This is a genomic window from Lysinibacillus sp. G01H (assembly GCF_028872195.1).
Taxonomy (GTDB): domain Bacteria; phylum Bacillota; class Bacilli; order Bacillales_A; family Planococcaceae; genus Lysinibacillus; species Lysinibacillus capsici.
This window is the reverse complement of sequence record NZ_CP118397.1, coordinates 835,703-858,733: the sequence shown is the minus strand read 5'-3', so window position 1 is coordinate 858,733 and position 23,031 is coordinate 835,703. Positions and strand designations below refer to the sequence as shown.

The 23,031-nt window shown below is 38.1% G+C and carries 19 protein-coding genes; 1 reads left to right on the top strand and 18 read right to left on the bottom strand.

Features of this window, described 5'->3' with window-relative positions; translation table 11 throughout:
* Positions 1-4 precede the first annotated feature (4 nt).
* The 15 genes from PSR12_RS04115 to PSR12_RS04045 form a co-directional block, all read right to left on the bottom strand.
* Positions 5-880 (bottom strand): DUF58 domain-containing protein, encoded by an 876-nt coding sequence (locus PSR12_RS04115; RefSeq protein ID WP_221679601.1) that lies wholly within the window; start codon positions 878-880, stop codon positions 5-7.
* Positions 877-1,872, bottom strand: a complete 996-nt coding sequence (locus PSR12_RS04110) for an AAA family ATPase (protein ID WP_048391973.1) — start codon at positions 1,870-1,872, stop codon at positions 877-879. The genes PSR12_RS04115 and PSR12_RS04110 overlap by 4 nt, the downstream gene beginning before the upstream one ends.
* Before the next feature lie 11 nt (positions 1,873-1,883).
* The gene (locus PSR12_RS04105) at positions 1,884-3,329 is read right to left on the bottom strand and encodes a hypothetical protein (RefSeq protein ID WP_257521234.1); all 1,446 of its coding nucleotides are present in this window, start codon (positions 3,327-3,329) and stop codon (positions 1,884-1,886) included.
* A 12-nt stretch (positions 3,330-3,341) separates the two neighbouring features.
* Entirely contained in the window at positions 3,342-4,187 is an 846-nt protein-coding gene (locus tag PSR12_RS04100; RefSeq protein ID WP_221679598.1) for an ABC transporter permease, read from the bottom strand.
* Complete coding sequence (locus PSR12_RS04095) at positions 4,184-5,119, bottom strand: ABC transporter ATP-binding protein (RefSeq protein WP_221679597.1); 936 nt, start codon at positions 5,117-5,119, stop codon at positions 4,184-4,186. The genes PSR12_RS04100 and PSR12_RS04095 overlap by 4 nt, the downstream gene beginning before the upstream one ends.
* Positions 5,119-7,512, bottom strand: coding sequence for a DUF7408 domain-containing protein (locus PSR12_RS04090; RefSeq protein ID WP_257521233.1), 2,394 nt, complete (start codon positions 7,510-7,512; stop codon positions 5,119-5,121). Before PSR12_RS04090 ends, PSR12_RS04095 begins: the two co-directional genes overlap by 1 nt.
* A gap of 161 nt (positions 7,513-7,673) precedes the next feature.
* Positions 7,674-8,561: a transcriptional regulator CcpC gene (locus PSR12_RS04085; protein ID WP_221679822.1), complete on the bottom strand. Its 888-nt coding sequence runs from the start codon at positions 8,559-8,561 to the stop codon at positions 7,674-7,676.
* A gap of 68 nt (positions 8,562-8,629) precedes the next feature.
* Positions 8,630-9,070: a cyclic-di-AMP-binding protein CbpB gene (cbpB, locus tag PSR12_RS04080; protein WP_004224640.1), complete on the bottom strand. Its 441-nt coding sequence runs from the start codon at positions 9,068-9,070 to the stop codon at positions 8,630-8,632.
* A 197-nt stretch (positions 9,071-9,267) separates the two neighbouring features.
* Positions 9,268-9,507, bottom strand: a complete 240-nt coding sequence (locus PSR12_RS04075; protein ID WP_257521232.1) for a short-chain dehydrogenase — start codon at positions 9,505-9,507, stop codon at positions 9,268-9,270.
* A gap of 63 nt (positions 9,508-9,570) precedes the next feature.
* The gene (gene fadH, locus PSR12_RS04070; RefSeq protein ID WP_221679592.1) at positions 9,571-10,338 is read right to left on the bottom strand and encodes a 2,4-dienoyl-CoA reductase; all 768 of its coding nucleotides are present in this window, start codon (positions 10,336-10,338) and stop codon (positions 9,571-9,573) included.
* Positions 10,339-10,490: 152 nt separating this feature from the next.
* Entirely contained in the window at positions 10,491-11,675 is a 1,185-nt protein-coding gene (locus PSR12_RS04065; protein WP_221679591.1) for an iron-containing alcohol dehydrogenase, read from the bottom strand.
* A 15-nt stretch (positions 11,676-11,690) separates the two neighbouring features.
* On the bottom strand, positions 11,691-12,452 hold the full coding sequence (locus PSR12_RS04060; protein WP_221679590.1) for a 3-hydroxybutyrate dehydrogenase: 762 nt from the start codon (positions 12,450-12,452) through the stop codon (positions 11,691-11,693).
* A gap of 12 nt (positions 12,453-12,464) precedes the next feature.
* The gene (locus PSR12_RS04055; RefSeq protein ID WP_221679589.1) at positions 12,465-13,781 is read right to left on the bottom strand and encodes a GntP family permease; all 1,317 of its coding nucleotides are present in this window, start codon (positions 13,779-13,781) and stop codon (positions 12,465-12,467) included.
* A gap of 64 nt (positions 13,782-13,845) precedes the next feature.
* Positions 13,846-15,366 carry a CoA-acylating methylmalonate-semialdehyde dehydrogenase gene (locus tag PSR12_RS04050; protein WP_221679587.1) on the bottom strand — a complete coding sequence of 507 codons (1,521 nt, stop codon included), beginning with the start codon at positions 15,364-15,366 and terminating at the stop codon, positions 13,846-13,848.
* Between the two features lie 15 nt (positions 15,367-15,381).
* On the bottom strand, positions 15,382-16,275 hold the full coding sequence (locus tag PSR12_RS04045) for an NAD(P)-dependent oxidoreductase (RefSeq protein WP_274771741.1): 894 nt from the start codon (positions 16,273-16,275) through the stop codon (positions 15,382-15,384).
* Between the two features lie 235 nt (positions 16,276-16,510).
* Between PSR12_RS04045 and PSR12_RS04040 the strand changes: the two genes are divergently transcribed.
* Positions 16,511-17,122 (top strand): TetR/AcrR family transcriptional regulator, encoded by a 612-nt coding sequence (locus tag PSR12_RS04040; protein ID WP_221679583.1) that lies wholly within the window; start codon positions 16,511-16,513, stop codon positions 17,120-17,122.
* Positions 17,123-17,168: 46 nt separating this feature from the next.
* Here PSR12_RS04040 and PSR12_RS04035 read toward each other — a convergent pair whose 3' ends face one another.
* The 3 genes from PSR12_RS04035 to PSR12_RS04025 are packed head-to-tail and all read right to left on the bottom strand — an operon-like array spanning position 17,169 to position 22,905.
* Positions 17,169-19,175 (bottom strand): GGDEF and EAL domain-containing protein, encoded by a 2,007-nt coding sequence (locus tag PSR12_RS04035; RefSeq protein ID WP_257521225.1) that lies wholly within the window; start codon positions 19,173-19,175, stop codon positions 17,169-17,171.
* A 29-nt stretch (positions 19,176-19,204) separates the two neighbouring features.
* Positions 19,205-21,361 (bottom strand): RNA degradosome polyphosphate kinase, encoded by a 2,157-nt coding sequence (locus tag PSR12_RS04030; protein ID WP_221679578.1) that lies wholly within the window; start codon positions 21,359-21,361, stop codon positions 19,205-19,207.
* Positions 21,358-22,905, bottom strand: coding sequence for a Ppx/GppA phosphatase family protein (locus PSR12_RS04025; RefSeq protein ID WP_257521224.1), 1,548 nt, complete (start codon positions 22,903-22,905; stop codon positions 21,358-21,360). Before PSR12_RS04025 ends, PSR12_RS04030 begins: the two co-directional genes overlap by 4 nt.
* Between the last annotated feature and the right edge of the window lie 126 nt (positions 22,906-23,031).

Sequence of the window (23,031 nt, the reverse complement as noted above, 5' to 3'; positions counted from 1 at the left end):
CACCTCACCTAATCCAATGTGCTTTTAATAATTGCTGGAAAATCGCATGTTGCAATCCATCTTCGACTTTCAATTGTAATTTTTGAACACCAAAGCGACGGCAAATGGCTTCAAATTCTTCTTCATGTAGTATGCGTCTTGCATGGTAGGACTCCAGTACTTTAGAGGACATCGTCACATTCACATCATTACCTGTTTCACGATCAAGGAGACGTACATCACCCGAATAATTTGGTGACAGTTCTTCTTGCGTTACAATTTGCAAAATACGAACATCTCCAGCGTAGCGTGGTAGCCTTTTTAATAGCTGTTCCCATTCCTCAATTGGCTCTAATCCATCTGTAACAATGAATAATACGGTACTATCTTTAGGTAAAGCTTTAAGTGCATCCTTGGCAAAACGATTAGAGTAATTAGCTTCCTCTATATCTGTTACTAGCTGTAAAAAAGCTCGGCGATACATGGTACCCTTCCGTCGAAATGGTGGCTTCACTTCATCTTGGACAAAAGAAAAGGATAGACGATCATCTCGACCTAATACCATTAGACCGAGGGAGGCCACAATTTGACGAGCAAATAACCACTTAGCATGTTGCCCCATTGATTTGGTAGCATCAAGTAGAATATGTACACGCATCTCTTGCTCATCTAAAAACCTTTTAATAAAGTATTTATCTGTACGAGCAAAGACGTTCCAATCCACTTGGCGTACATCATCACCTAAATGGTATTCTCGAAAATCCGAGAAATCAAGGGATGCCCCGAAGCGTTGAGAACGGTGCGAGCCCTTATGTTGTCCGCGTAATTTGGAGGCCGTCGCTACTTGGAAGCGACTGATTTTCGCTAACCAGTCTTGGGGCAATAAGTATTTTGCTGTCACTTGCTAATACCTTGCTGAACTTTTTCTAAAATAACATCAATCACATCGTCTGCTGTTTTTCCTGAAGCCTCCCCTTCATAATTCAACAGCATGCGATGACGTAAAACAGGCTTAGCAACAGATTTAATATCCGCTACAGAAACATGAAAACGACCATTCATTAAAGCTCTTGCCTTTGCCAATTTGATTAAGCTCTGCAAACCACGTGGACCACTGCCATACATAGCATATTGTTTAACCTCATCAAGCGCATCGGTTCTTTCAGGATGCGTAGCCACCACTAGATCAGTTGCATACTCTAGCATTTCATCAGCAACCATCACTTCCTTTACCATTTGCTGAGCTTGAATGAGAGCATCCGTATCCATCTGCTTCTGTAAACCAATTTCCTGGGCACCTGTCGTTCGCTTCATAATTTCCATAAGTTCGCTTTTTTCAGGATAGGGTACAAGAATTTTACAAAGGAAACGGTCCATCTGTGCTTCTGGTAATGGGTATGTTCCTTCCATTTCAATAGGGTTTTGAGTTGCCAACACGAAAAATGGTCTCGCCATTTTTTTTGTATCCCCTAATATTGTTACCGTTTTTTCACCCATTGCTTCCAACAAGGCACTTTGGGTTTTAGGTGTTGCGCGATTTATCTCATCAGCCAATACCATTTGACTAAAGATTGGCCCAGGTTGAAAGGTAAATTGCTGCTTCCCATCGGGTGTACGTTCAATCATGCTCGTTCCTGTTATATCTGCTGGCATAAGATCTGGTGTAAATTGAATACGTGAAAACGACAGATCCAGTACCTCTGAAATGGTACGAATTAACATCGTTTTTCCTAAGCCAGGTAAACCTTCTAACAATGCATGACCATCCGCTAATACTGCATACAGGGTATAATCAATTGCTTCTTCCTGTCCAACAATGAAGCGATGAATTTCTTCTTTAACTTGTTGTAATTTCGTACTCATATCTACATACTGTTGCTCTGTAAAGGCCATTTCTTTTCCTCCTACTGCGACTCAATTGACGTGAAATAAGATTGCACGACATTTTGTAAATCCTTCGGTAATTGTAAACGCTCTGAACTCTCTAAATAGCTGTCTTTATATGAGCCAATTACTTCTTCATATGGTCGAATAGAACCTTTTGTTATCGGACCATTTCCTTGTTGCTCAGATACATGGGAACCATCTCCTAAATTGCCACCATCTACTGATGTCTCACTTGCCCCACCAATTCGATTCGGTGTCGTTAACAAATTCCGACCGCCTTGGCCACTTCCTGCTCCTTGACCACCTTGACCTTGTCCTTGTCCCTGTCCCTGTCCCTGTCCCTGTCCCTGTCCTTGACCTTGACCCTGTCCTTGGCCTTGGCCTTGGCCTTGACCCTGTCCTTGACCCTGTCCTTGACCCTGTCCTTGACCTTGGCCTTGACCATTGCTCTGGCTACTACCCTTTTGCTGTTGGGAACCACTTTGCGCATTATTTTGACTAGACTGGCCTTGTTGATTACTAGGTTGGGAATTACCAGATGACTGTTGACTGTTTTGATTGTGACTGCTTGCATTATTGGCACTCGCAATTGCATTTTGTAAGGAGTTACTTGCTGGTTTACCAAGTTTACTCATAGCAGTTTGTGTGGCATTTGCATTTTCTGTGAGCCCTTGCTGCATGTGGGCAAGCTCTTTTAGCTGCTCAACCTCTTCCTTCGTTAAACCTTTGCCTTCTGTTGTGCCATCTTGACTAGCCGTTTGTTTATCCTTTAATTGCTGCTCCTTTAATGCTAACTCCTTTTGCTTTTTGACAACTTCTCGTAAAGCTTCTTCTGCTGTTTCAGCCTCTTTTAAAGTATTTTGAAGTTCTTGCAATTGCTCCTTTACTTCTTTTGTTTCCGCCTTTTTCTCTAATTTAGCGATTTCCTTCTTCATATCTTCGATAACTGCCTGCTCCTTTTCAACCTCTATTGCTTCAATTTGCGTAGCTGCTGGGAACATATAAAGAATAGCTAGAACAACTGTTGTAATAAACAATCCGATAAACGCCTTTGGACGAAATAGATTTTTCTTTCGAGCCTTAAAGTCTGCGAAAGCTTTTTCAGCATTTTGCATCGCTTTCGATAATAATGATTGAACAAGAGGATCCTGATCATCTTTAAATGATAAAGCTGTCACTAATTCATTATGTGAGAAATAATGATCCAGTTTATGCAATGCCTCTTTCTCTTTGACCCGCTTCCACCAAATATAAGCTATAGTTGCAATAATAACGGTAATAAAGGCACCTAATGCTATTTGGCGATAATATGGCCAGATAAATAGTCGGGAAATAAGTACGAGAGAAGCACTCGAAAGCAATGCCAAAAACAAACCGTATTGTGCAATGGGAATGCTTCTTTCAAGAGTTAATCTCGATTTTGCACGCTGAATATATTTTCGTAATTGCTTACGACGCTCCATACCAATTCCTCCTCATCGGTTACTTTTCATGTTGGCACGTAATTTTTTAATCGCAATGGTTAAACAAAGTACAATGATGAATACATAGGCAATTAAATAAGTAATCCATACAGGTAGTTCTACACCCGAAAGCTCTGCTAACGTATCTCCCATCTCTGGAGAAATAAGGGTCAGCATCAAGGCACCTGGATTAATAGATGCCCAGAAATAGGTCATAAAGGAGGTACCTGTTCCAATGGCATTACCCATTTGATGAAAGGCCATTGTTAAAAAGAAGAAGAATGCTGTAATACCTCCTAAGAAAATGATTGAGCCATATGTGGCAATCATGGCAACAATAGTTCTCTTAGTAATCGTAGAAAACATCACACCTATACTACCTATTGCTACTACAGTGACTAAATAAAATAAAAATATAGAAATAAGCTGTGAAGGCGACACACCACCGAATAGAAACACTAGACTGTATAGTGGTAATCCCGCTACCAGCATCAATACTAGAAATGCTACGGAGGATAGTAATTTTCCAATAACAATTTGTGTAGAACTTTGTGTCGTTGTTAATAAAATATTTAATGTTTGCTTTTCACGCTCACTACTGATAGCACCTGCAGTCAAACTTGGTGTAATGAAAAGAACTAATGCCATTTGCAAGATGGTTAGCACAGCAAACATCATAAAGCTTGTCTCTGGTTTAAAGAAGCCTCTGCCAGTAAATTCAGTTGTAAGCAATAAAAACCCTGCAATGAAAATACACAGTACCGCTAAATAAAACATTAAACCTGAAAAGCTTTTAAAAGAACGGAAGCGTAACTTCAATTCTTTAACAAGTACTGGATTGTGAAATCTTTCCATCATTGATTGTCCGCTCCCTTCGTAATCGCCATAAAGACATCCTCTAAATCCTTCTCTTCTTCACTTAATGCATAGATTGGTAAATCAGTAAGCATAGCTTTTTTTAGCAATGCCACCTGCTCAGCATTTGTTCCTCGATAGTTAAAGGCTATTTCTAAACGATTTTCAATGACATCAATTGATGAAATATGCGGATCTTCCTCTAAAAACGCTCGTACTACATCCAATTGATCTGTCACTTTCAACACAATACGCTTTTCTCCTTGTAGCTGGGCCTGAATCGCGGCTACATTTCCATGTGCAATTAATTTACCATTATCAATAACACCGATTTCATCACACATCTCAGCAAGCTCAGGCAAAATATGCGACGAAATTAAAATTGTTTTTCCCATAGACTTTAAGTTCCGTAAAATATCTCGCATTTCCACACGAGCACGTGGATCTAGTCCTGATGCAGGTTCATCTAGAATCAGTACCTTTGGATCATGGATAAGTGCACGAGCTAAACATAAACGTTGCTTCATACCACGTGATAATAAATCAACATATTCATAGCGTTTACTTGTTAAATTCACTAGTTCTAATAGTTGTGGAATTAACACTTGACGCTCTGCTAATTGGAGACCGTAGCTCGCTCCATAAAAATCTAAATATTCGTCTACTTTTAACTGATCATATACACCAAAGAAATCGGGCATATAACCAATTTGCTTTCGAACTTCTTTTGGTTCCTTCACAACACTTTTGCCATTTATCAGAGCATCTCCTGAAGTCGGTGACAATAGTGTAGCTAAAATAGAGAATGTCGTTGATTTCCCTGCTCCATTTGCGCCAACAAATCCAAATACAACGCCTTCTTCTAAAGATAAGTTTAAATGATCTAATGCTGTAAAGGAGCCATATCGTTTCGTTAAATCACGAATTTCAATCATTATTTTGCCACTCCTTTCAGCTCTATGTCTGGTAACTTCGTTTGTTCTCCTGATGGGTCGGGACCATATTTGATTTCAATTCGAAGCTCTCCATCTTGATTAAAGTATGTTGAAACCTTGTCTGTAAACACTTGCTTTGTATCGACTAAAGGCTCATATATATTCGTTTCATTATTCCAAATGGATAGCTGCATACGTGAGACATCCTTATTAGAAATTGTCAGCTCATTGAGTGATTCAACGGCATCCATAAATTGATCTGGCATAGTCATCGTTACTTCGTACAATCCTTCAGATAGGTACCATTTATTCAATTCTTCCTCGATCTTTTCATAATATCCATTAGCTGATAGTGGCTCTACTGAATACGAGAAGTTATTACGCTTCATTGTAAATGGTCCTGTTAGTTCAACTTTTCCTTTAAATGGTTGAACAAGCATCGTAATTGGTGACATATTGGCACTTGTTTCTAATTCAACACCTACCACAGCTTGATCTGTCCAAGCTGTAAGTATTGGCTGGTTATCCTTTTCGATAAGCGGCAATGCTAAAGTTTTCATTCGCTCAATCCGCATTGGGTTTACCTCATCCTTTTTCGATGGGTAACTATAATTATAATTATTGAAAATAGATGGTTTTTGAAGAACTGTTGTTTTCAGTTCCTTATTTACCTGTAATGTTCCGTTTGCTTCAATATCACCTAGTTTTACTTCTTTCACACCAGAGATTAATGTGACATCTTTTAATGCGAACGGGAAATTATTTTTAACTGTTCCTGTTAGATGTTCATTTTTCAGTGTTATATCTATATCCATCTTTCCGATATTTTGTGCTGATGTTTTTCCACCAAAGGATTGCACAGACCAGTAGCTTAAATCACGTAATGTTAGTGTTGAACCGCTAGCATTTTCTTTTACATAAGAAGATTCATGTAATGGTCCCATCGTGCCTGTGAAGTTATTATAATTTCTTAATGCAACGGCAGTTGTATTTTGGTCAGCATTGACCACAAAATCCCCACTGCGATTCGTTAAAATGGATTCTACATAATAGCCATTTACACTATTGTCTTCATTTACTTTATAGAATGCAGATTGCTGAACTTGTGGCTGAACAATACGATCCTTCGCTCCGACAATAAAAAGAACAATGGAAAGAACAACAGAGATAGAAGGTATTATCCACCATGCATGCTCACGCTTGTCCGCTTTTTTCAAGACAAAATAAAGAATTGGCCCGATTATTAAAATATAAAGAATAATGACAATAAGCATATAGCTTACTGATACTTCGAAAGATGGAAATAGTTCATTAATGGTACGAAGTTCATAAGATATTTGATCGAGAGGAGATTGTCCCTGTCTCATCATTCCTTGCTGGGAAATACTTTGAATATTCATCACTTTGGCTAAAAGTGCTCCGTAGCCGTCCATAGAAGCAAGTGGTTGATCACCTAAAGAGAAAGTTGTTTGAATCACTTCCCCGCTACCCACTTTTTTCTTTGCTGCTAACACTGCATTATTTTCTGTTAGTACAGGTAAACTTCCTTCACTACTAGTAGCTGCGTAAACTGAAATCGGCTGTGTAAAAATGCCGCCTCCTGACAATTTAGTTAAAGCTTCTGCAGAAATCGCAGTCATTTCATGTGATAATGACAAAGGTAAATACTCTTTAAAAATCCCTGCTGTAGCATTGATTTGGTCAGCAGCCCCTAGAAGCAAGGTACCACCATCCTGTACCCATTTTAGTAATGCTTCTTGTTGTTTCTGTGTTAAATCAGCAATAGCCACTTCATCTACAACAATGACATTGGCCATCGCAAGTCCCTGCGAGTCTTCTGGAAGTGTATAATCTTTTAATTGATTGATATTAAATACTTCCACATTACTTTGAGCTACAAATGTTGATAAACGTAATAGTGCTGAAAGTCGATCACTTTTATCTGTTAATGTATAAATGAATGTTGATGAGGGGTCTAAAAAATTTGATTGCAGACGTTTAGTTCCCTTATAGGCAATCTTTTTTCCTTTTTCAATGTTTCCCTCATAAAAGGCAAATAAATCTGTGTCCGAATAACTATAGTCAGCTAAACCATCAAGATAGAAAGAAAATGTCTTTTCCTCTCCTGCTGCTATATCAATTGGAACGACAAGTGCTGAAGCTGCCTCATAAGAATTTGATGAATTAATCGCCATATCTCCTGAGAAGTCAGCTCCATTATTTTTCACTGTAACTTGGAGTGGTACTACTGATTGATATTTCGCTTTACCAGAAACACCAGCTGTTGCTTTCACCTCTAGCGTAGCAGCAGCACTCGCCTGAGTTGTAGGCAAGATAAAGCTCATTACAAGCATGACTAGTAAGGTCAGTGCCGTCCATTTTGTCTTTTTCAAAAGCTCAACCCCTTTTTATGTAAATAGATGGTTACATAATTATACGATTTATATTGCATTTTGTTCCATTTCTTATGTTATCTTCATTAATATTCATAAACTCTTAAGAATTCTACAATGCAAAAAGGCAACTCCAAAACACCCTAGAGCTGCCTGATATTCTATTTAGTATAATCAAACAAACACCGTGCATGATCCTGCACTACTTCAACAAACGCCTCTACTTGTCTTAATTCAAAAGAGGATTCATAACCAATTAGCCAAGTATCGCGTGTAAGACCAAACTCTTTTTCATCATTTGATAGAGGGATTTTATGAATGGCATCGTGGTCATTTAACGTAATAGAAGGTAAGATCGCATAACCGATACCATTTAAAGCCATTTGCTTACAAATTTCAATTTGATCCACTAAAATTTGTTTTCTTGGATTTGAAGCAAAATGCTGCTGCCACCATTGTTGAATTTCTTGATAATAGTTGGAATCACTCTTATATTGAATAAATGGACGGTCTGTCTTTAACACATCTTCAATTGTTTTAACCTCTTTGTCCACCAAATAAAGAGTATCTCTGAAAAGGTGGATCTTTTCTCCTTTCCAGTCAACTTGGCCTCGTACAATACCTACATGTGCCTCGCCCTCATAAAGAGCTTTCACAATTTCAGAACTCCAGCCCGTCATCAGTGATATTTTAGCCTCTGGATATTTTGACACAAAATCCTTCAAAATTTTTGGTAGCCAGTTCTGACCAACAATGGATGCACAGGCAATTTTCAATGTCCCATTTACCTTTGTCGTTAAGGATTGAATCGTTTCAAATATTTCTTCCTTTTTGGCTAGCATTTCCTTTGCATAAGCAATAACTTGTTCACCAGCAGGTGTTGCTGTTAAACCTTTTTGTGAACGAATAAATAATTGGGCACCCCAGTCTTTCTCAATTGTTTGTAATCGTTGTGAAAGAGCTGGTTGGGATAAAAATAGACGCTCTGCTGCTTTCCGCATATTGCGTTCTTCAGCTAAGATTTTTAAAATTTCTGCCTCTGTTGCCATCAATCTGTAAACCTCCAATACAAGCAAAGAGGGCCTCATGATTTTCATCTGAGTTCCCTCTTAAGCTACTACTCTTTTTGATAAATATATTTTTTCAATTGCTTTAAAATAACACGTCTTGTTAATATCCCTGCGAATGTACCATCTTCGTCCACTACACATAAAAAGGCGTGGTTAATAACTAAATCCAAAGCACGCTGGAAAGTATCCGTCAGCTTCAATACAGCGATCTCTTTTTCCATAATAGAGTCAACCTTAATATCAGGTAGCTTTTCATATTCAATATGCTCAAGTCCAAGAATCGATTCGGTAATCATTTTCATGCTAAGTAAACCTTGAAGTCGATATTTCAAATCTAATACAGGTATGGACGAGTACCCTGTACGTGTTAGTACAAGGAGTGCATGTTCCGCACTATTTCCACTTTGTACATGCGCAACTTTTTCAGAGGAAATGATAAAATCACTAATTGGCATTGCTAATAAGTCTTTGCTGTTAGTTGAAATCATGAACTTCTTCTCCTTTTCTGTCCTCACTGTGTAGAACAGTCCTTCCCTTTCATCATATCACAACTTTTCTATGTATGACCATGACCAGGCCGAGAAGAGTTTTTCATGAACAATGAATTATTTTAGCCTTTACAGCAAAAACTTAGAATATCTTCATCCAGTCAAGTTTTTCGTGACCGAATGAAGATGGTTCTTAACTAATAGCCAGCCTTACTCCAGTAGTAAAAAATCATGATCCCTAAAAAAAGCAAAAAAATTGCATAGACCCAAACAATTGGGTTCAAAATCGTTGCATACTCTTCAACCGTTTCTGAAATCGGAGTATCCTTTTCAGACTTCCGTTCAGAAGTCATCTTTGCAATTTTCAACGTGTATACAAAGGAAATTACACAAATAATTATCATAGCAATTAGAGCTGGTATTAACCACATACCCATCGGCAAAACTCCTTTCTTTACCCTTAGTATGCGTCAACCCAGCTATTCGTTATGCAAACTTTTTTAGAATGGATATTGATTGAGCCACTGCCCACCATCCAAAGTTACACATTCGCCATTCATATAACTTGCTTTGTTAGACATCATAAATGTAGCTAAATCAGCAATTTCTTCTGGTGTTCCTATTCGGCCTAGTGGAACAGAATCTAGTGTACGAGCTGCCGCTGCTTCTGATTCCCAAAGCTTATCGGCTCCACCAGTACGCTCGATTGGACCCGGTGCAATAGCATTAACCCGAATCCCATACTGTTTCCCCCACTCAACAGCTAGCGTTCTCGTCAATGATAGTACCCCTGCTTTTGCTGCAGCAGAATGGATCACACCTGCTCCTGCATTCCAAGCATACGTCGCTACCATATTTAATATAGACCCATTGATCTTATGTTCAATCCAATACTTGCCTACTACTGAAGAACAGTAGAATGTACCATTTAATACAATATCTACGACAGCCTTCCAGCCATTCGGTGATAAATCCTCTGCACGTACAATAAAATTACCTGCTGCATTATTCACAAGCCCATCCACTTGACCAAATTTTTCAATAGCAAATGCGAGCATAGCCTCAGCATGCTCAGGTACACGTACATCCATTTGGAATGTCTCAATAGAGGGACCAGCCTCAGCTATAAATTTCTTTGCCTCTGCTAATCGTTCTTCATTACGACCTGTTATGACAACATTAGCTCCCTCAGTCACGAACTGCTTTGCCATATACAGCCCCATGCCACTTGATCCACCCGTAATAATAATCGTCTTCCTTTGCAACATTCCATTTCCCCCTTCGTTAAAAATGAATGATGATTCACTAAAAGTTTACTATATATTCTCGAATATGTCATATTAATTCTATAGAATGCGAGTTTATTTTCTAAAAAAATATAAAAGAGCCATTCATCCGAATGAATAGCTCTCCAATATAATTAAAACTCATACGTATAGGCAATTTTATATAGCTCCATTAACTCTTCTAAAGTTGGTATCTTCGGATTGTTGTCAGGGCTTCCACTTGCAAGTGCATCCTCAGCCATTTTAGGAATGGCCTGATAATAAGCTTGCTCCTCTATTCCCCACTGTTTTAAATTTCCAATTTTCATATACTTACACATGTCTTTAATGGACGTAATAGCAAGCTGAGCAAGCTCCTCTTGTGATAGACATTCTTTTGTTTTATTAAAAAATTGTCCCAAATCTGCCAATCGATCTATACAAGCATCTTTTGAATAGTCTAGTACAGCTGGTAAAAGCATCGCATTGGAGATGCCATGTGGTACGTGAAAAAGTGCACCAATGGGACGCGACATTCCATGTACGAGGGCAACAGAAGCATTTGAAAATGACAGCCCTGCCTGCATCGAACCCAATGACATCGCTTCCCTAGCATCAACATCATCTCCATGTTCAAAAACCTTTATGATGTTATTCACAATTAATTCCATAGCAGATAAGGCGAGCACATTCGAATAAGGATGAGCTAAACGCGATAAATAGCTCTCAATGGCATGGCTCAATGCATCTATTCCTGTTGCTGCGGTAATTGCTGGAGGTGAAGTAATGGTTAAAATAGGATCAACAACCGCCATAGTTGGCATAAAAGCTGGTTGCTTAATCATCATTTTTACATCACTTTTTGTATTGGTAATAACAGTTGCATCTGTGGCTTCAGAGCCTGTACCTGCTGTTGTTGGTATTGCAATGTGTGGAATTGGTGCAACAGCTGCAACTTTTGCCATTTTCATATAATCTCCTATGTAGCCGCCATTTGTAGCCACTACTGCAATCGCCTTCGCCGTATCAATACAGCTACCCCCACCAACAGATATAATGACATCACAGTTTTCCTTCTGCAAAAGCTGTAATCCCTCTGCTACATACGTATCGTCCGGCTCAGTTATCACCCCTATATATGAAACGACTTCTATCCCTTGGGTCTTTAATAGTGTATGGCATTTATTCACAAATCCTAAACTCTCCATCATTGGATCACTAATAATTAATGCCTTAGAACCTAGTTTTTTCGCATACTCTCCTACTTCTTCAAATGAATCACGACCATATACAATCGTCCCTGGTGAATGAACAGTAAAAATGGTTTTTGTTTGAATCATATTTTCCCTCCTAAGCTACTGAGCTGTATAGCCACCATCTAATAGAATGGCCTGACCGGTTAACCCCTTTGCTATATCACTTGCTAAATATAATGCAAGTCCTGTAATTTCCGAGACATCAAGTAAACGTTTTTGCGGTACAAGTGGATATAACACTTGTTCAAGTACTTCCTCCACTTGAATACCCCGTGTCTGTGCTAAATCCATAAACTGATTACGTACTAATTCCGTGTCAACATACCCTGGACAAATAGCATTTACCGTAATTCCATCTGTCGCCACCTCTAGTGCCGTTACCTTAGTAAGCCCAATCACACCATGCTTTGCTGCATTATAGCCTGCCTTCCCAGCAAACCCAATGACGCCATTGATGGAGGCCATATTGATAATACGACCAAATTGATTTTTCTTCATATGTGGTAACGCATACTTCATTGCTACAAAGGGAGCAACGACCATCACTTTTTGCATTGACTCAAAAATTTCTGTCTTAAAATCCTCAATAAGCGACACATGTTGAAATCCTGCATTATTGATTAAAATATCTAATGTTGAGAATTTATTAATCGTAAAATCGATGGCTTCTCTTATGGCTTGTTCTTCTGTCACATCACATATATAGGAAGTTAAAGAGGGGTATTGTGCGACGGCTTCCTCTAGAAGCTGTTCATTTTTATCTGTTATCACAACATTAGCCCCTTGCTCAGCAAATGCTTGTGCTATGGCAAGACCAATACCACGAGCTGCCCCTGTAATAAAAACCGTTTTCCCTTGCATACTTCATCCCTCCTACATCCCTAATGAGAATAATATGATTGCAAGTATTGTACCTATGATAGGGATAATAACCGTCAAAGCTCCAAATGGCATATATGCATCCTTATGCTTTTCATTACATACTGAATTGATGGTTGTCACAACATATCCTCCGTGTGGCAATGAATCTAGGGAACCAGATGCTATAGCGATTGTCCGATGCAATGCCTCTGTATCTACACCCATCTCGATATAATGCGGTGCTAGTAAGGGCATTGCAATTGTTTGTCCCCCTGATGCTGAACCTGTTAAACCAGCAATAACCGCAATAGCTAAGGCTCCTCCAATCAGCGGACTGCCAGGGATATTGGTCATTACATCAACAGTTGCAACAAAGGATGGTGTTGCTTTTACTACCCCACCAAAGCCGACAACAGCCGCCGTATTTGCAATGGCAATAATAGCACCCATCGCACCTGCTGCTAATGTTGCGCCAACTGACTTTGCATATTTGTAACTCACTAAATAAGCCACGATACAGCCACTAGTTAAGGCTACAATTAAAGCAGAGGTTCCAAGTGAATTATGGAAAATATAAGAAATGACTAAAACAACTAATAATGGTACGAGACTCAAAAGGGGACTCGGTAGCTTACGTGTTTTATCAGCTACTGGATCAGTGGAGCGCTCAATGAAAATCTCCCCATTGTTTACAGCGCGTTTAATCATCCAATTCAGCCAAAGCGAGCCACCAACGGCCATAAAAATAGCCACGACAATACTAACTTGCCAACCAGCATATGGAGTTGTACCAAGATATGGAATCGGTATCCAATTTTGAATCTCAGGTGAGCCTGCTGATGTCATCGTAAATGTGACAGAACCTAGGCCCAGTGCAGCAGGAATAAAACGTCGTGGAAAGTTTGCTTGTTTAAATAAACTAATAGCCATTGGATAAACAGAAAAGGCTACGATAAAAACTGAAACACCACCATATGTGAGTACTGCTGCAGCTAAGACTACAGCATATGTGGCATATTTCACCCCTATTTTTTCTACAATCCATTTAGAGACACTATCTGCAGCGCCTGTGTCCTCCATGACTTTACCGAAAATGGCGCCCGCCATGAACATTAAGTACCAAGAACCAACAAATCCTGTGAACCCATCCATATAGCTCGTTAGAAAGTTGGGCTGATCTTTATCAGCTGTTTGAGGAAAAAATGCAAGACCGTTTGTTAAAGCTGCTAACAGCGCCGTTAACGGTGCTGAAATAAGTAGATTTACACCCTTCATTGTTAAATAAACTAATAATGCTAAACTACCAAAAAGACCAATATACTCTAACATTTACACCCCACCCCATCCCCTTTTTTAGAAAAAGAGCTGTATAGCTCTACAGCTCTAGGTTTTATTAGTCGTTATTGCTTGGGAATGCAAATGTGGATGCTGGGGAGGCATTACCAGCCATCCAACGCTCTGAAATTGTCTTAGTTTTTGTAAAGAATCGTGCTTGATCTGGGCCAAACATATGCCCCTCACCAAAACGAGAGCCTTTAAAGCCTGCGAAGTTATGGTAGCCAACAGGAATTGGAATTGGTACATTGACACCAACCATGCCAACATCAATTTCTGTTGTAAATTTTCGAGCTGCTAATCCATCATTCGTAAAGATTGTGACACCATTGCCTAGCTCATGCTTATTTATAAGTGTAATAGCTTCCTCTAAGGAATCTACACGAACAACATTGCGAGCTGGACCAAATATTTCTTGCTCGTAAACTTCCATTCCTGGTTTTACATGATCTAATAATGTAGGTCCTACATAAAACCCTTTAGACTCTTTGACAATGTCAAGCTCTCGTCCGTCACAAATTACTGAAGCTCCTTCGGCTTCCCCTCCATCAATTGCAGTAAGAATTGCTTCTTTCGATTGTTGAGAAATAACAGGGCCAAAATCTGAATCAGGATTTGTATAAGGGCCAACCTTCAGATTAGCGATTTTATCCTTCAGAATCTCCACTAGACGATCTGCAGTATCCTTTCCTACAGGCATAATGGTAGATATCGCCATACAGCGTTGTGAGGCTGCCCCATACGCTGCTCCAATAAAGGCATTAGCTACCTGTTCAAGATCCGCATCAGGCATTACAACCATATTATTTTTACCCCCACCAAGTGCAGTAACACGCTTTCCATATTTTGACCCAGTTTCATAAATATACTTCGCAACTGGTGTTGATCCAACGAATGAAATCGCTTGCACAGCAGGGTTTTCTAAAAGTTCATTGACAGCATCTTTATCACCATTGATTACTGTCCAAATACCATCAGGCAATCCCGCCTTCTTCCAAAGCTCACTAACATACAATGCAGTCATTGGCACACGCTCGGATGCTTTTAAAATAACCGCATTTCCTACAGCAATGGCCATACTCGTTTGTGCTAGAGGCACCATGATGGGGAAGTTAAATGGAGAAATTGCTGCCACAACCCCTAATGGATACTTTGCAGAATAAGCATTTATTTGACCTCCAACATTTACAGAGTATTCTCCTTTCATTAAGTGTGGCGCACCAATGGCTAAGTCAACAGATTCAAGTCCTCGTGTAATTTCACCTTTGGCATCTTCAATCGTTTTACCGCTTTCAGTACAAATGATTTGTAATAGCTCTTCCATATTTTCAGTGATAAGGTTACGGAACTTTAGTACAATTTCTGCACGCTTAGCCACTGACGTATCACGCCAAGCTGGAAATGCTGCTTGAGCTTGCTCGATTGCATCTTGTGTTTCCTCTACTGTTGCAAGGGGTACCTTAGCAATGACTTCACCTGTTGTTGGATTAAATACCGAACCGAATCGTCCACTTTTTCCTTCAACCAATTTGCCACCAATAAAATGTGTTAATGTTTTAACATCTTGTGCTGTTGTCATATCCATTTCCTCCTCTTAAAATTGTTCTAGTTTACATTTTTCTTTTAAGCTTAAATAAGCTGCAGACATATCTTTTTCTCCATAGCCCTGCTGAGCAATTTCACTATAAAGATCCACTAACTTTTCGCCGATTCGCAGCGATACGCCTGCTTCATCAGCCATTTCCTTAGCTAACTTCAAATCTTTTAATAGTAGATTTGTCGAAAAGCCCGGCTCATAATTATCATTTTTCATATATTCCAAATAATTACGTTCATAAATACGGCTTTGCCCATAACTATTACTTAATACTTCATAGAGCGTGTCTGCCTGAATACCCATTTTTTCACCAAGTACAATCGTTTCAGCGACTGCCTCTGTGTAAAAGCCAATCATTAAGTTATTGAGTAATTTAATTCGCGTCCCTATACTTGAAGATGTACCCAAATGATAAATATTTTTACCGATTATTCCGAATATTTCACTGGAACTTTTATAATCTTCTGTGTCACCACCAACCATAATAGTTAATGTCGCATTGATAGCCCCAATGACACCCCCACTGACAGGAGCTCCCAAATAACGTAATCCCAAAGCTATAGCTTCTGTATGTAACGTATCATTTAATTCGGGATTAACAGTACTAAAATCAATCAGTAGGCATCCTTTCTTTGCATGTTGTAAAATTCCTTGCTCTGACTGATAAACCAATTCTACAACCTGAGGGGTAGGTAAGCTTGTCATAATAACATCACATTGTTTCGCAATATCCATAGCTGTCTCAAGGCCGAAACCACCTGCTGCTGCGAATTGATCCATTGCTTTCACATTCGTATCGAAACCATACACCTGATAATCTGCTCTTAATAAGTTAATAGCCATCGGTAAACCCATATTCCCTAAGCCAATAAAACCTAATTTTACCTTCATTGTGACCTCCCCATTCCTTGAAAATACAACGGAAAACTTGATGATATACTAGCCAACTTTCATTTTTTAAAGTAACATTAATAACGAGATAACCTCATTGACCACAGTCATTGACTTCGGTCATTTAAATCATAATCAATCAAAATCCATCTCGTCAATTAAAAATTTAATATTTTCAGAATATTTTTCACAAAAGATATTTTACAATATTTTAAACAGGAGGTATTAGCTACCGATGGAAACACTCACAAGCAGACAGAAAAAGGCATTAGAAACACGTGAAAAATTATTAAAAGCTTCTTTAGATTTATTTAACAAGCATGGTTATGAACATGTTTCTGTTGAACAAATTACGAAGGCATGTAATGTTTCAAAGGGTACATTTTATACACATTTCCCATCTAAATATGATGTTATTTTAGAAAAATTTAAGGAGCTTGATAATTTTTATAGTACAGTTGAAAAAAATATTGATCCCTCATTACCAGCAAGTGAAAAAATTCTTTTAGTATATCAAGAGCAAATGAAATATTTAACAAATATTGTGGGGAAGGATTTATTACGTACAGTGTATACGGCTGCTATGACAAACCAAGTAAAACAGGATCATTATTTAATCAATCCACAACGTAAGATTTTTCAGATAATGAATACATATATCGAGGAAGGAATTCAACAAGGGGAATTTAGACAAGATGTTTCTGCTGCTACCATACAAACACTTATTCAGCGCTGTATGCGTGCCAATGTCTATGATTGGTTGATACATAGTGAAGACTTTGACCTAGCCTCTGAGATGGCGCAATTTACAGCAATTGTCTTAAACGGTCTTAAAAACGGCAAATAAAAAAGTAGCACTTCATCTATTTTATGATGAAAGTGCTACCCGTTTTCTAGCTTACAAAATATTGTTGTACAATCGTTTCTACTGGTAATGGTTTATTATACAAATAGCCTTGCCCTTTTTGACAACGATGGCGTTTGAGAAAATCGACTTGTATTGGTTCTTCAATTCCCTCAGCAATGACCTCTAATCCTAAATTATGAGACATCGAAATAATGGCTTTTATAATGGCTTCATTTTTGTCATCCTTTGCTATATCTGCAATAAATGACTGATCAATTTTAATAATATCAATCGGATAACGCTTGAGATAACTTAATGAGGAATAGCCTGTCCCAAAGTCATCCACAGACACATAAACACCTAATTGCTTCAGTTCTGTAAGAATCGAAAATGTTTCATGAACATTTGTCATAGAACTTTCGGTAATTTCTACTTCTAATAATTCAGGTGGTACACCATATTTCTTTAAAGCTGTTTTAATTTTTCGGGCAAAATTTTCTTTTCTAAACTGTTTTGGAGATATATTGACTGCAATCCGTACAGGACGATATCCCTTCGATTGCCATTCTTTTTGGTAACGACATACCTCATCAATAATCCAATCACCAATTTCAATAATCAACCCTGAGGCTTCTGCAATAGGAATAAATTGTGCTGGTGATACAAAACCAAATTTACGGTTATTCCATCGTAATAATGCTTCAAAGCTATTGATGCTATTATTTGCTAAATCCATTTGCGGTTGTAAATGGAGACTTAGCTCATTAAATTCAATTGCACGACGTAAATGTGCCTCCATCAATGCTTCGTTTGGAAAAATAGCCGTCATATCTTCACGGTAGTAGCGGTAATGTGAACGACCATGTTCTTTAACAGAAAATAAAGCTTTATCTGCTTTCCGTACAAGTGTCTCGATATCTTTACCATCTGCTGGGCTAAGTGAAATCCCAATCGATACACTTATAAAATATTCCTGTCCATCTATCATAAATGGCTGTTTTAATACGTCCATAATCAAGTTTGCAGTTCGTTCAATTTTTTGGATGGTTGCATCTTTGAGCACAAAAATAAACTCGTCACTATTATATCGATACAGCGAACACTTTGAGTAGCAAAGCTCCCGTAACCTATGACTAAACATACGCATCAAATCATCTCCCTTGCTCTCGCCAAGGGATTCATTAAACTTTTTAAAACGGTCAATATCAACTAAAATAAGAGCGGCTTGCTTATGCTCTTGCTTTTTATCATTTAAATGCTGTAGCCAATGCTCCTTAAAAGCTTTTCGATTCCAAATACCTGTTAATTCATCCATTAGTGCTAGGTAATAGAATGCTTCATGATCATTCATAAATGAATTCGCATCTTTAACAAATAGGTGAACACCCACAACTTCACCATTATAATAGGTTGGATGCGTTCTTAAATAAAAGGGCTCTTTACTTAGTAAATCACCTTTCAATAAGCATTTAGGCATGCCAAACGCTGAACCTTCGATTGTTTTGGTAAATAATAATTTAAATTCATTGAGGTATTTACTTTCTAGTAATGAAAAAATATCTAGTCCAATTAGACTGTGCTGCTCTCTCGATAGTGTAGCAGTAGCAGCAATATTTTGATGAATTATTCGACCTTGTAAATCTGTCGTTAACACTGGACTTATATGTTGTTCAATGAACTGTAAATAGGGATTTTCTTCAAATGTTATCGCTCGAAGAATAATGGCAACGATTGATTCAGAAAAGTGCTGAACATGAAGCACAAATGTTTTCTCTTGAAGACCGTTACCTAATTTTAGAGTATGCTGTTTATTGATTTCCTCAATTAGAAATCCCGACAATTGCAGCCAGCATTGCTTAGTAAAAAAGTTCTCAGCGTTTTTGGCTGTTATATCCTCCAGCTCAATCATTGAAGATAGCTTTTCATTAAATTCAACGACCTCAAACACTGTGTTATCAACTTGTCTCAAACAAATAATTGCATCAAATGGATTTAGTTGCATGAGCTGTTGATATTCTGCAAATGGCGCTACATTTTCTCTACATTTTTTCATTCTATCCCTCACTAAGTAGCGTGTTTGCTCTATTCTTCGTCTAGCGTAGGCTTTAATGCATCCTTCAAGAAAATTTCCTGGCTATTTAATGGATCTTCGCTACGATCAAACTCTTTATAATGATACTTACCATTAGAGTCTTGAATACGGGCTTTCGCAGTATCCATTAATTGTGCATTCATTATGTCAATAATACGAGTTTTTGCTTCACTTGCATATACAGGGAATAAAATTTCTACACGTTTAATCATATTACGTGTCATCATATCTGCAGAGGATAAATATACTTTATTTTCCCCATTATGATGGAACCAATAAATACGAGAGTGTTCAAGGAAACGACCAACAATACTTGTTACGGTAATGTTTTCACTAATACCTGGGATTCCTGGTCTAATACAGCATATACCACGAATAATAAGTTCGACCTTTACACCCGCAATGGATGCCTCATAAAGCTTCATCATTAAATCTTTGTCTGTCAATGAATTCATTTTTGCACGGATAAAACCATTTCCATATTTTTTATGACAGGCAATTTCCTCATCCATTAAACGAATAAACTCATCTCGTATATCAAATGGTGCAACGACTAAATGATTAAAGGTAGGTTTTTCTGTATAGCCACTTAAGTAGTTAAAGAAATTTGTCGCATCAATGCCAAACTCTTTATCTGTCGTTATTATGCCCATATCCGTATAAATTTTTGCAGTAGCATCATTATAATTTCCGGTACCCAAATGGACAAAACGTTCAATTTTGCCGTTTCGACGACTAACGACTAGCGTGATTTTTGAGTGTGTTTTTAAATTATTCATCCCATAAATCACAAGACAACCTGCTTGTTCTAATTGTTTTGCCCAGTGTACATTATTTTCTTCATCGAAACGTGCCTTTAGTTCCACTAATACCGTTACTTGTTTACCGTTTTCAGCGGCAAGTTTTAACGCTTGAATAATAGGGGAATTCCCGCTTACTCGATATAATGTCTGTTTTATAGCCAACACATTCGGGTTGACAGCGGCCTCAGAAATAAAATCAACAATAGGGGCAAAAGATTCATATGGATGATGGAAAAATATATCCTGTTGAAGTGCTTTTTCGAAAATATTTTCGTCAGACTGTAAATCTAAAGGTGGCTGTGGGATAAAGCTTTCATATTCTAAATGCTCACGACCTACTGAAATACCTTTCACAAAAGAGAACATAAACGTTAAATCCAAAGGACCATCAATATGGAATACATCGGATTCTTCTATTTCGAATTCATCTAGTAAGTATTGCAGCACTTCCTCGTTCATTTCTCCCACTCGAACTTCTAAACGGCTTCCTACTCCCCACTTTCGCTTTTTCAGCTCTTTTTCGATCTCCACGAGAAGATCTCGAGCCCCTTCTTCATGGATAGTTAAATCTGCATTTCTTGTTAAGCGGAAGGCTTGTGCTGATTTTACGCTATAGCCATAAAACAGCTTTTCAATATGTGCTACTATCACATCCTCCAATAAAACTACAACTGTCTTTCCTTCTTCGGACGGTACTTTTATATAGCGATCTAGCACAGATGGAACCTGGACAATCGCCACTCTTTCACGACTTTCAAGATCTGACTCATCCTGCTCTAACAGCACTAGTAAATTCAAAGTTTTACCAAGCAAAGTTGGGAAAGGACGATACGCATCCACTGCAACAGGTGTTAAAACAGGGAAGATAGTTTCTGCAAACATTTCATTGATAAATGATTTTTGCTTGCTATTTAAATCTTTCATGTCCGCAATATGTACATTATGTTGAGGCAGTAAATCATAGATTAAATGTCTATATACCTCAGTTTGTCGACGCACTAATGCTTGTGTGCGTTCTGCTATTTTGGCCAACTGTTCCTTCGGCGTTAAGCCAGATTTGTTTTCGGGCTTATGAAAACCAGCACGAACCTGGTCCTGTAAGCCTGCAACACGTACCATAAAAAATTCATCTAAATTGGAACTAAATATAGCTAAAAATTTTAAACGTTCAAGCAGAGGATTATTAATATCCTCTGCTTCCTCTAGCACTCGCTCATTAAAGGCAAGCCAGCTTAATTCGCGATTATTATAATATTGAGGCTTTGCAATTTCCTCTAACAATAGATTGTAGTTTTCGGAAAATTCTTCCCCATGTAGCTCGTTTTTCGTTACTTCAGTTGTCATCCATTGTTCCACCCTTCTTCAATAAAATTGATCTTCATTGGGATTTTTAATGCACGTTCTAAATGCTTTCTATGTCGATTGGCTTGATATTTTTCAGCCGCAGCATTCTTTTTTACATAAATATTAAGCTGAACATGATCTTCTTCTGTGTGCATTTCAATAGCATGTACTATATTGCGTTTTGAAACATTTAATGCATAGACAAATTTTAATAACGCTCCGAAATCTCTTATTTTACGATGTTCCTCCCGACTCATCCATGTAGCAAATGGAGCAGCAAAACGTTCGAAATAATCTTTATTTTTATAGGAGGCAAGAAGTGCTAGTTTTACTCGTTCTAAATGATTTAAACCATCAATGGACTGATTCGCAATTAAATAAAAAGTATGTTGGCTTGAAGAGCTTAATTCGATATACTCTCCTATATTAAAAACCTTCGCCGCTTTTGCTAATAAATGCAAATCTTCTGGATGATATTGCAAGTAGCCTAAATGACAACATTCACGATACAATTGGTCTGCTAAATGCATTAAATAATCTACTTCCATTTCACTCCGACCATACTGACGTGCTAATCTTCTAGCATTTCCTTCAAATACATTATCTTTATCAAACGCCTGTGGATCTGTTTGCAAAATCCGTTGAATAATGAGTCCCTCACGTAAACCTCGCTTGGTCAGTTGGAAGGTCTCACTACCAACTACCTCCATCAATATTCTAAATACCTCTAATGCAGGAACAATGATATCTGCGCGGTCAGATGAGAGCCCATCCAATTGTTTCAATTCCTGAAAGCTTAATTGCCCTAAAAATAAGCTTAAATCATCCAAATTTTCCTTCGTCATTTCATAACCATGAACGCTGGCAATAGGGTAATCATGCTTTTGTTGATGTATTTGAGCAATATTCCGCGCACTACCACCAATTGCGATAATGGGTAGAGCAACATTTTTTATCCAAGGGAGTGTTTGGAACTGCTCTTTGACAAAGGCAAGAAGCTCTTTTTTCTCACTACTATTAATAATTTCACCTTTTACAAAACGTTGCTTTAAAGAAACTGTCCCAAAAGGGAAACTATGTGATTGCTGAATTTCTTTATTTTCAAACAGCGTAATTTCGGTACTACCACCACCGATATCTATCGTTACGGCCGATTTCGTACCCATGGAATAAGCAACAGCAACGTATCCAAAATAGGCTTCTTCTTCTTCTGATAAAAGCTGTATTTGGATACCAGTCCGTTCTTTCATTTCCTCAATAATTTTGTCTCGATTAGTGGCTTGTCGAATAGCAGCAGTCGCAGCAGCTATTACATCTGTTACTTCAAAATCCTCAAGCATGGCTTTAAATGTCAATAAAGTTTCTGATAACACTTGAATACCTTCGTCAGACATCTCTCCTGAGGGCTGTAAATATGTACGCAATCGTGCTACCGTCTTAATATTTCCAAGCTCACGAAGTCCCTCTTCATTATTATATTGATATAATACTAATCGGATAGTATTGGAGCCGATATCAATAATAGCTGTTTTTAATTCATTCAAATAATCACATCCTTCAAGCATCTACCATTTATTTTGTTCATAATATTAGGACATATACAAAAAAATCGGACCCTCTTAATTAAGGCATCCGACTTTACTTTCATTTATTTATACTTGCAGGATACC

Coding starts and splice junctions, on each gene's coding strand:
- PSR12_RS04110 (WP_048391973.1), bottom strand. CDS start 1,872: ATGGCCTTTACAGAGCAACAGTATGTAGATATGAGTACGAAATTACAA.
- PSR12_RS04105 (WP_257521234.1), bottom strand. CDS start 3,329: ATGGAGCGTCGTAAGCAATTACGAAAATATATTCAGCGTGCAAAATCG.
- PSR12_RS04100 (WP_221679598.1), bottom strand. CDS start 4,187: ATGATGGAAAGATTTCACAATCCAGTACTTGTTAAAGAATTGAAGTTA.
- PSR12_RS04095 (WP_221679597.1), bottom strand. CDS start 5,119: ATGATTGAAATTCGTGATTTAACGAAACGATATGGCTCCTTTACAGCA.
- PSR12_RS04085 (WP_221679822.1), bottom strand. CDS start 8,561: ATGGCAACAGAGGCAGAAATTTTAAAAATCTTAGCTGAAGAACGCAAT.
- cbpB (WP_004224640.1), bottom strand. CDS start 9,070: ATGATTTCAACTAACAGCAAAGACTTATTAGCAATGCCAATTAGTGAT.
- PSR12_RS04075 (WP_257521232.1), bottom strand. CDS start 9,507: ATGGGTATGTGGTTAATACCAGCTCTAATTGCTATGATAATTATTTGT.
- fadH (WP_221679592.1), bottom strand. CDS start 10,338: ATGTTGCAAAGGAAGACGATTATTATTACGGGTGGATCAAGTGGCATG.
- PSR12_RS04065 (WP_221679591.1), bottom strand. CDS start 11,675: ATGATTCAAACAAAAACCATTTTTACTGTTCATTCACCAGGGACGATT.
- PSR12_RS04060 (WP_221679590.1), bottom strand. CDS start 12,452: ATGCAAGGGAAAACGGTTTTTATTACAGGGGCAGCTCGTGGTATTGGT.
- PSR12_RS04055 (WP_221679589.1), bottom strand. CDS start 13,781: ATGTTAGAGTATATTGGTCTTTTTGGTAGTTTAGCATTATTAGTTTAT.
- PSR12_RS04050 (WP_221679587.1), bottom strand. CDS start 15,366: ATGACAACAGCACAAGATGTTAAAACATTAACACATTTTATTGGTGGC.
- PSR12_RS04045 (WP_274771741.1), bottom strand. CDS start 16,275: ATGAAGGTAAAATTAGGTTTTATTGGCTTAGGGAATATGGGTTTACCG.
- PSR12_RS04040 (WP_221679583.1), top strand. CDS start 16,511: ATGGAAACACTCACAAGCAGACAGAAAAAGGCATTAGAAACACGTGAA.
- PSR12_RS04035 (WP_257521225.1), bottom strand. CDS start 19,175: ATGAAAAAATGTAGAGAAAATGTAGCGCCATTTGCAGAATATCAACAG.
- PSR12_RS04030 (WP_221679578.1), bottom strand. CDS start 21,361: ATGACAACTGAAGTAACGAAAAACGAGCTACATGGGGAAGAATTTTCC.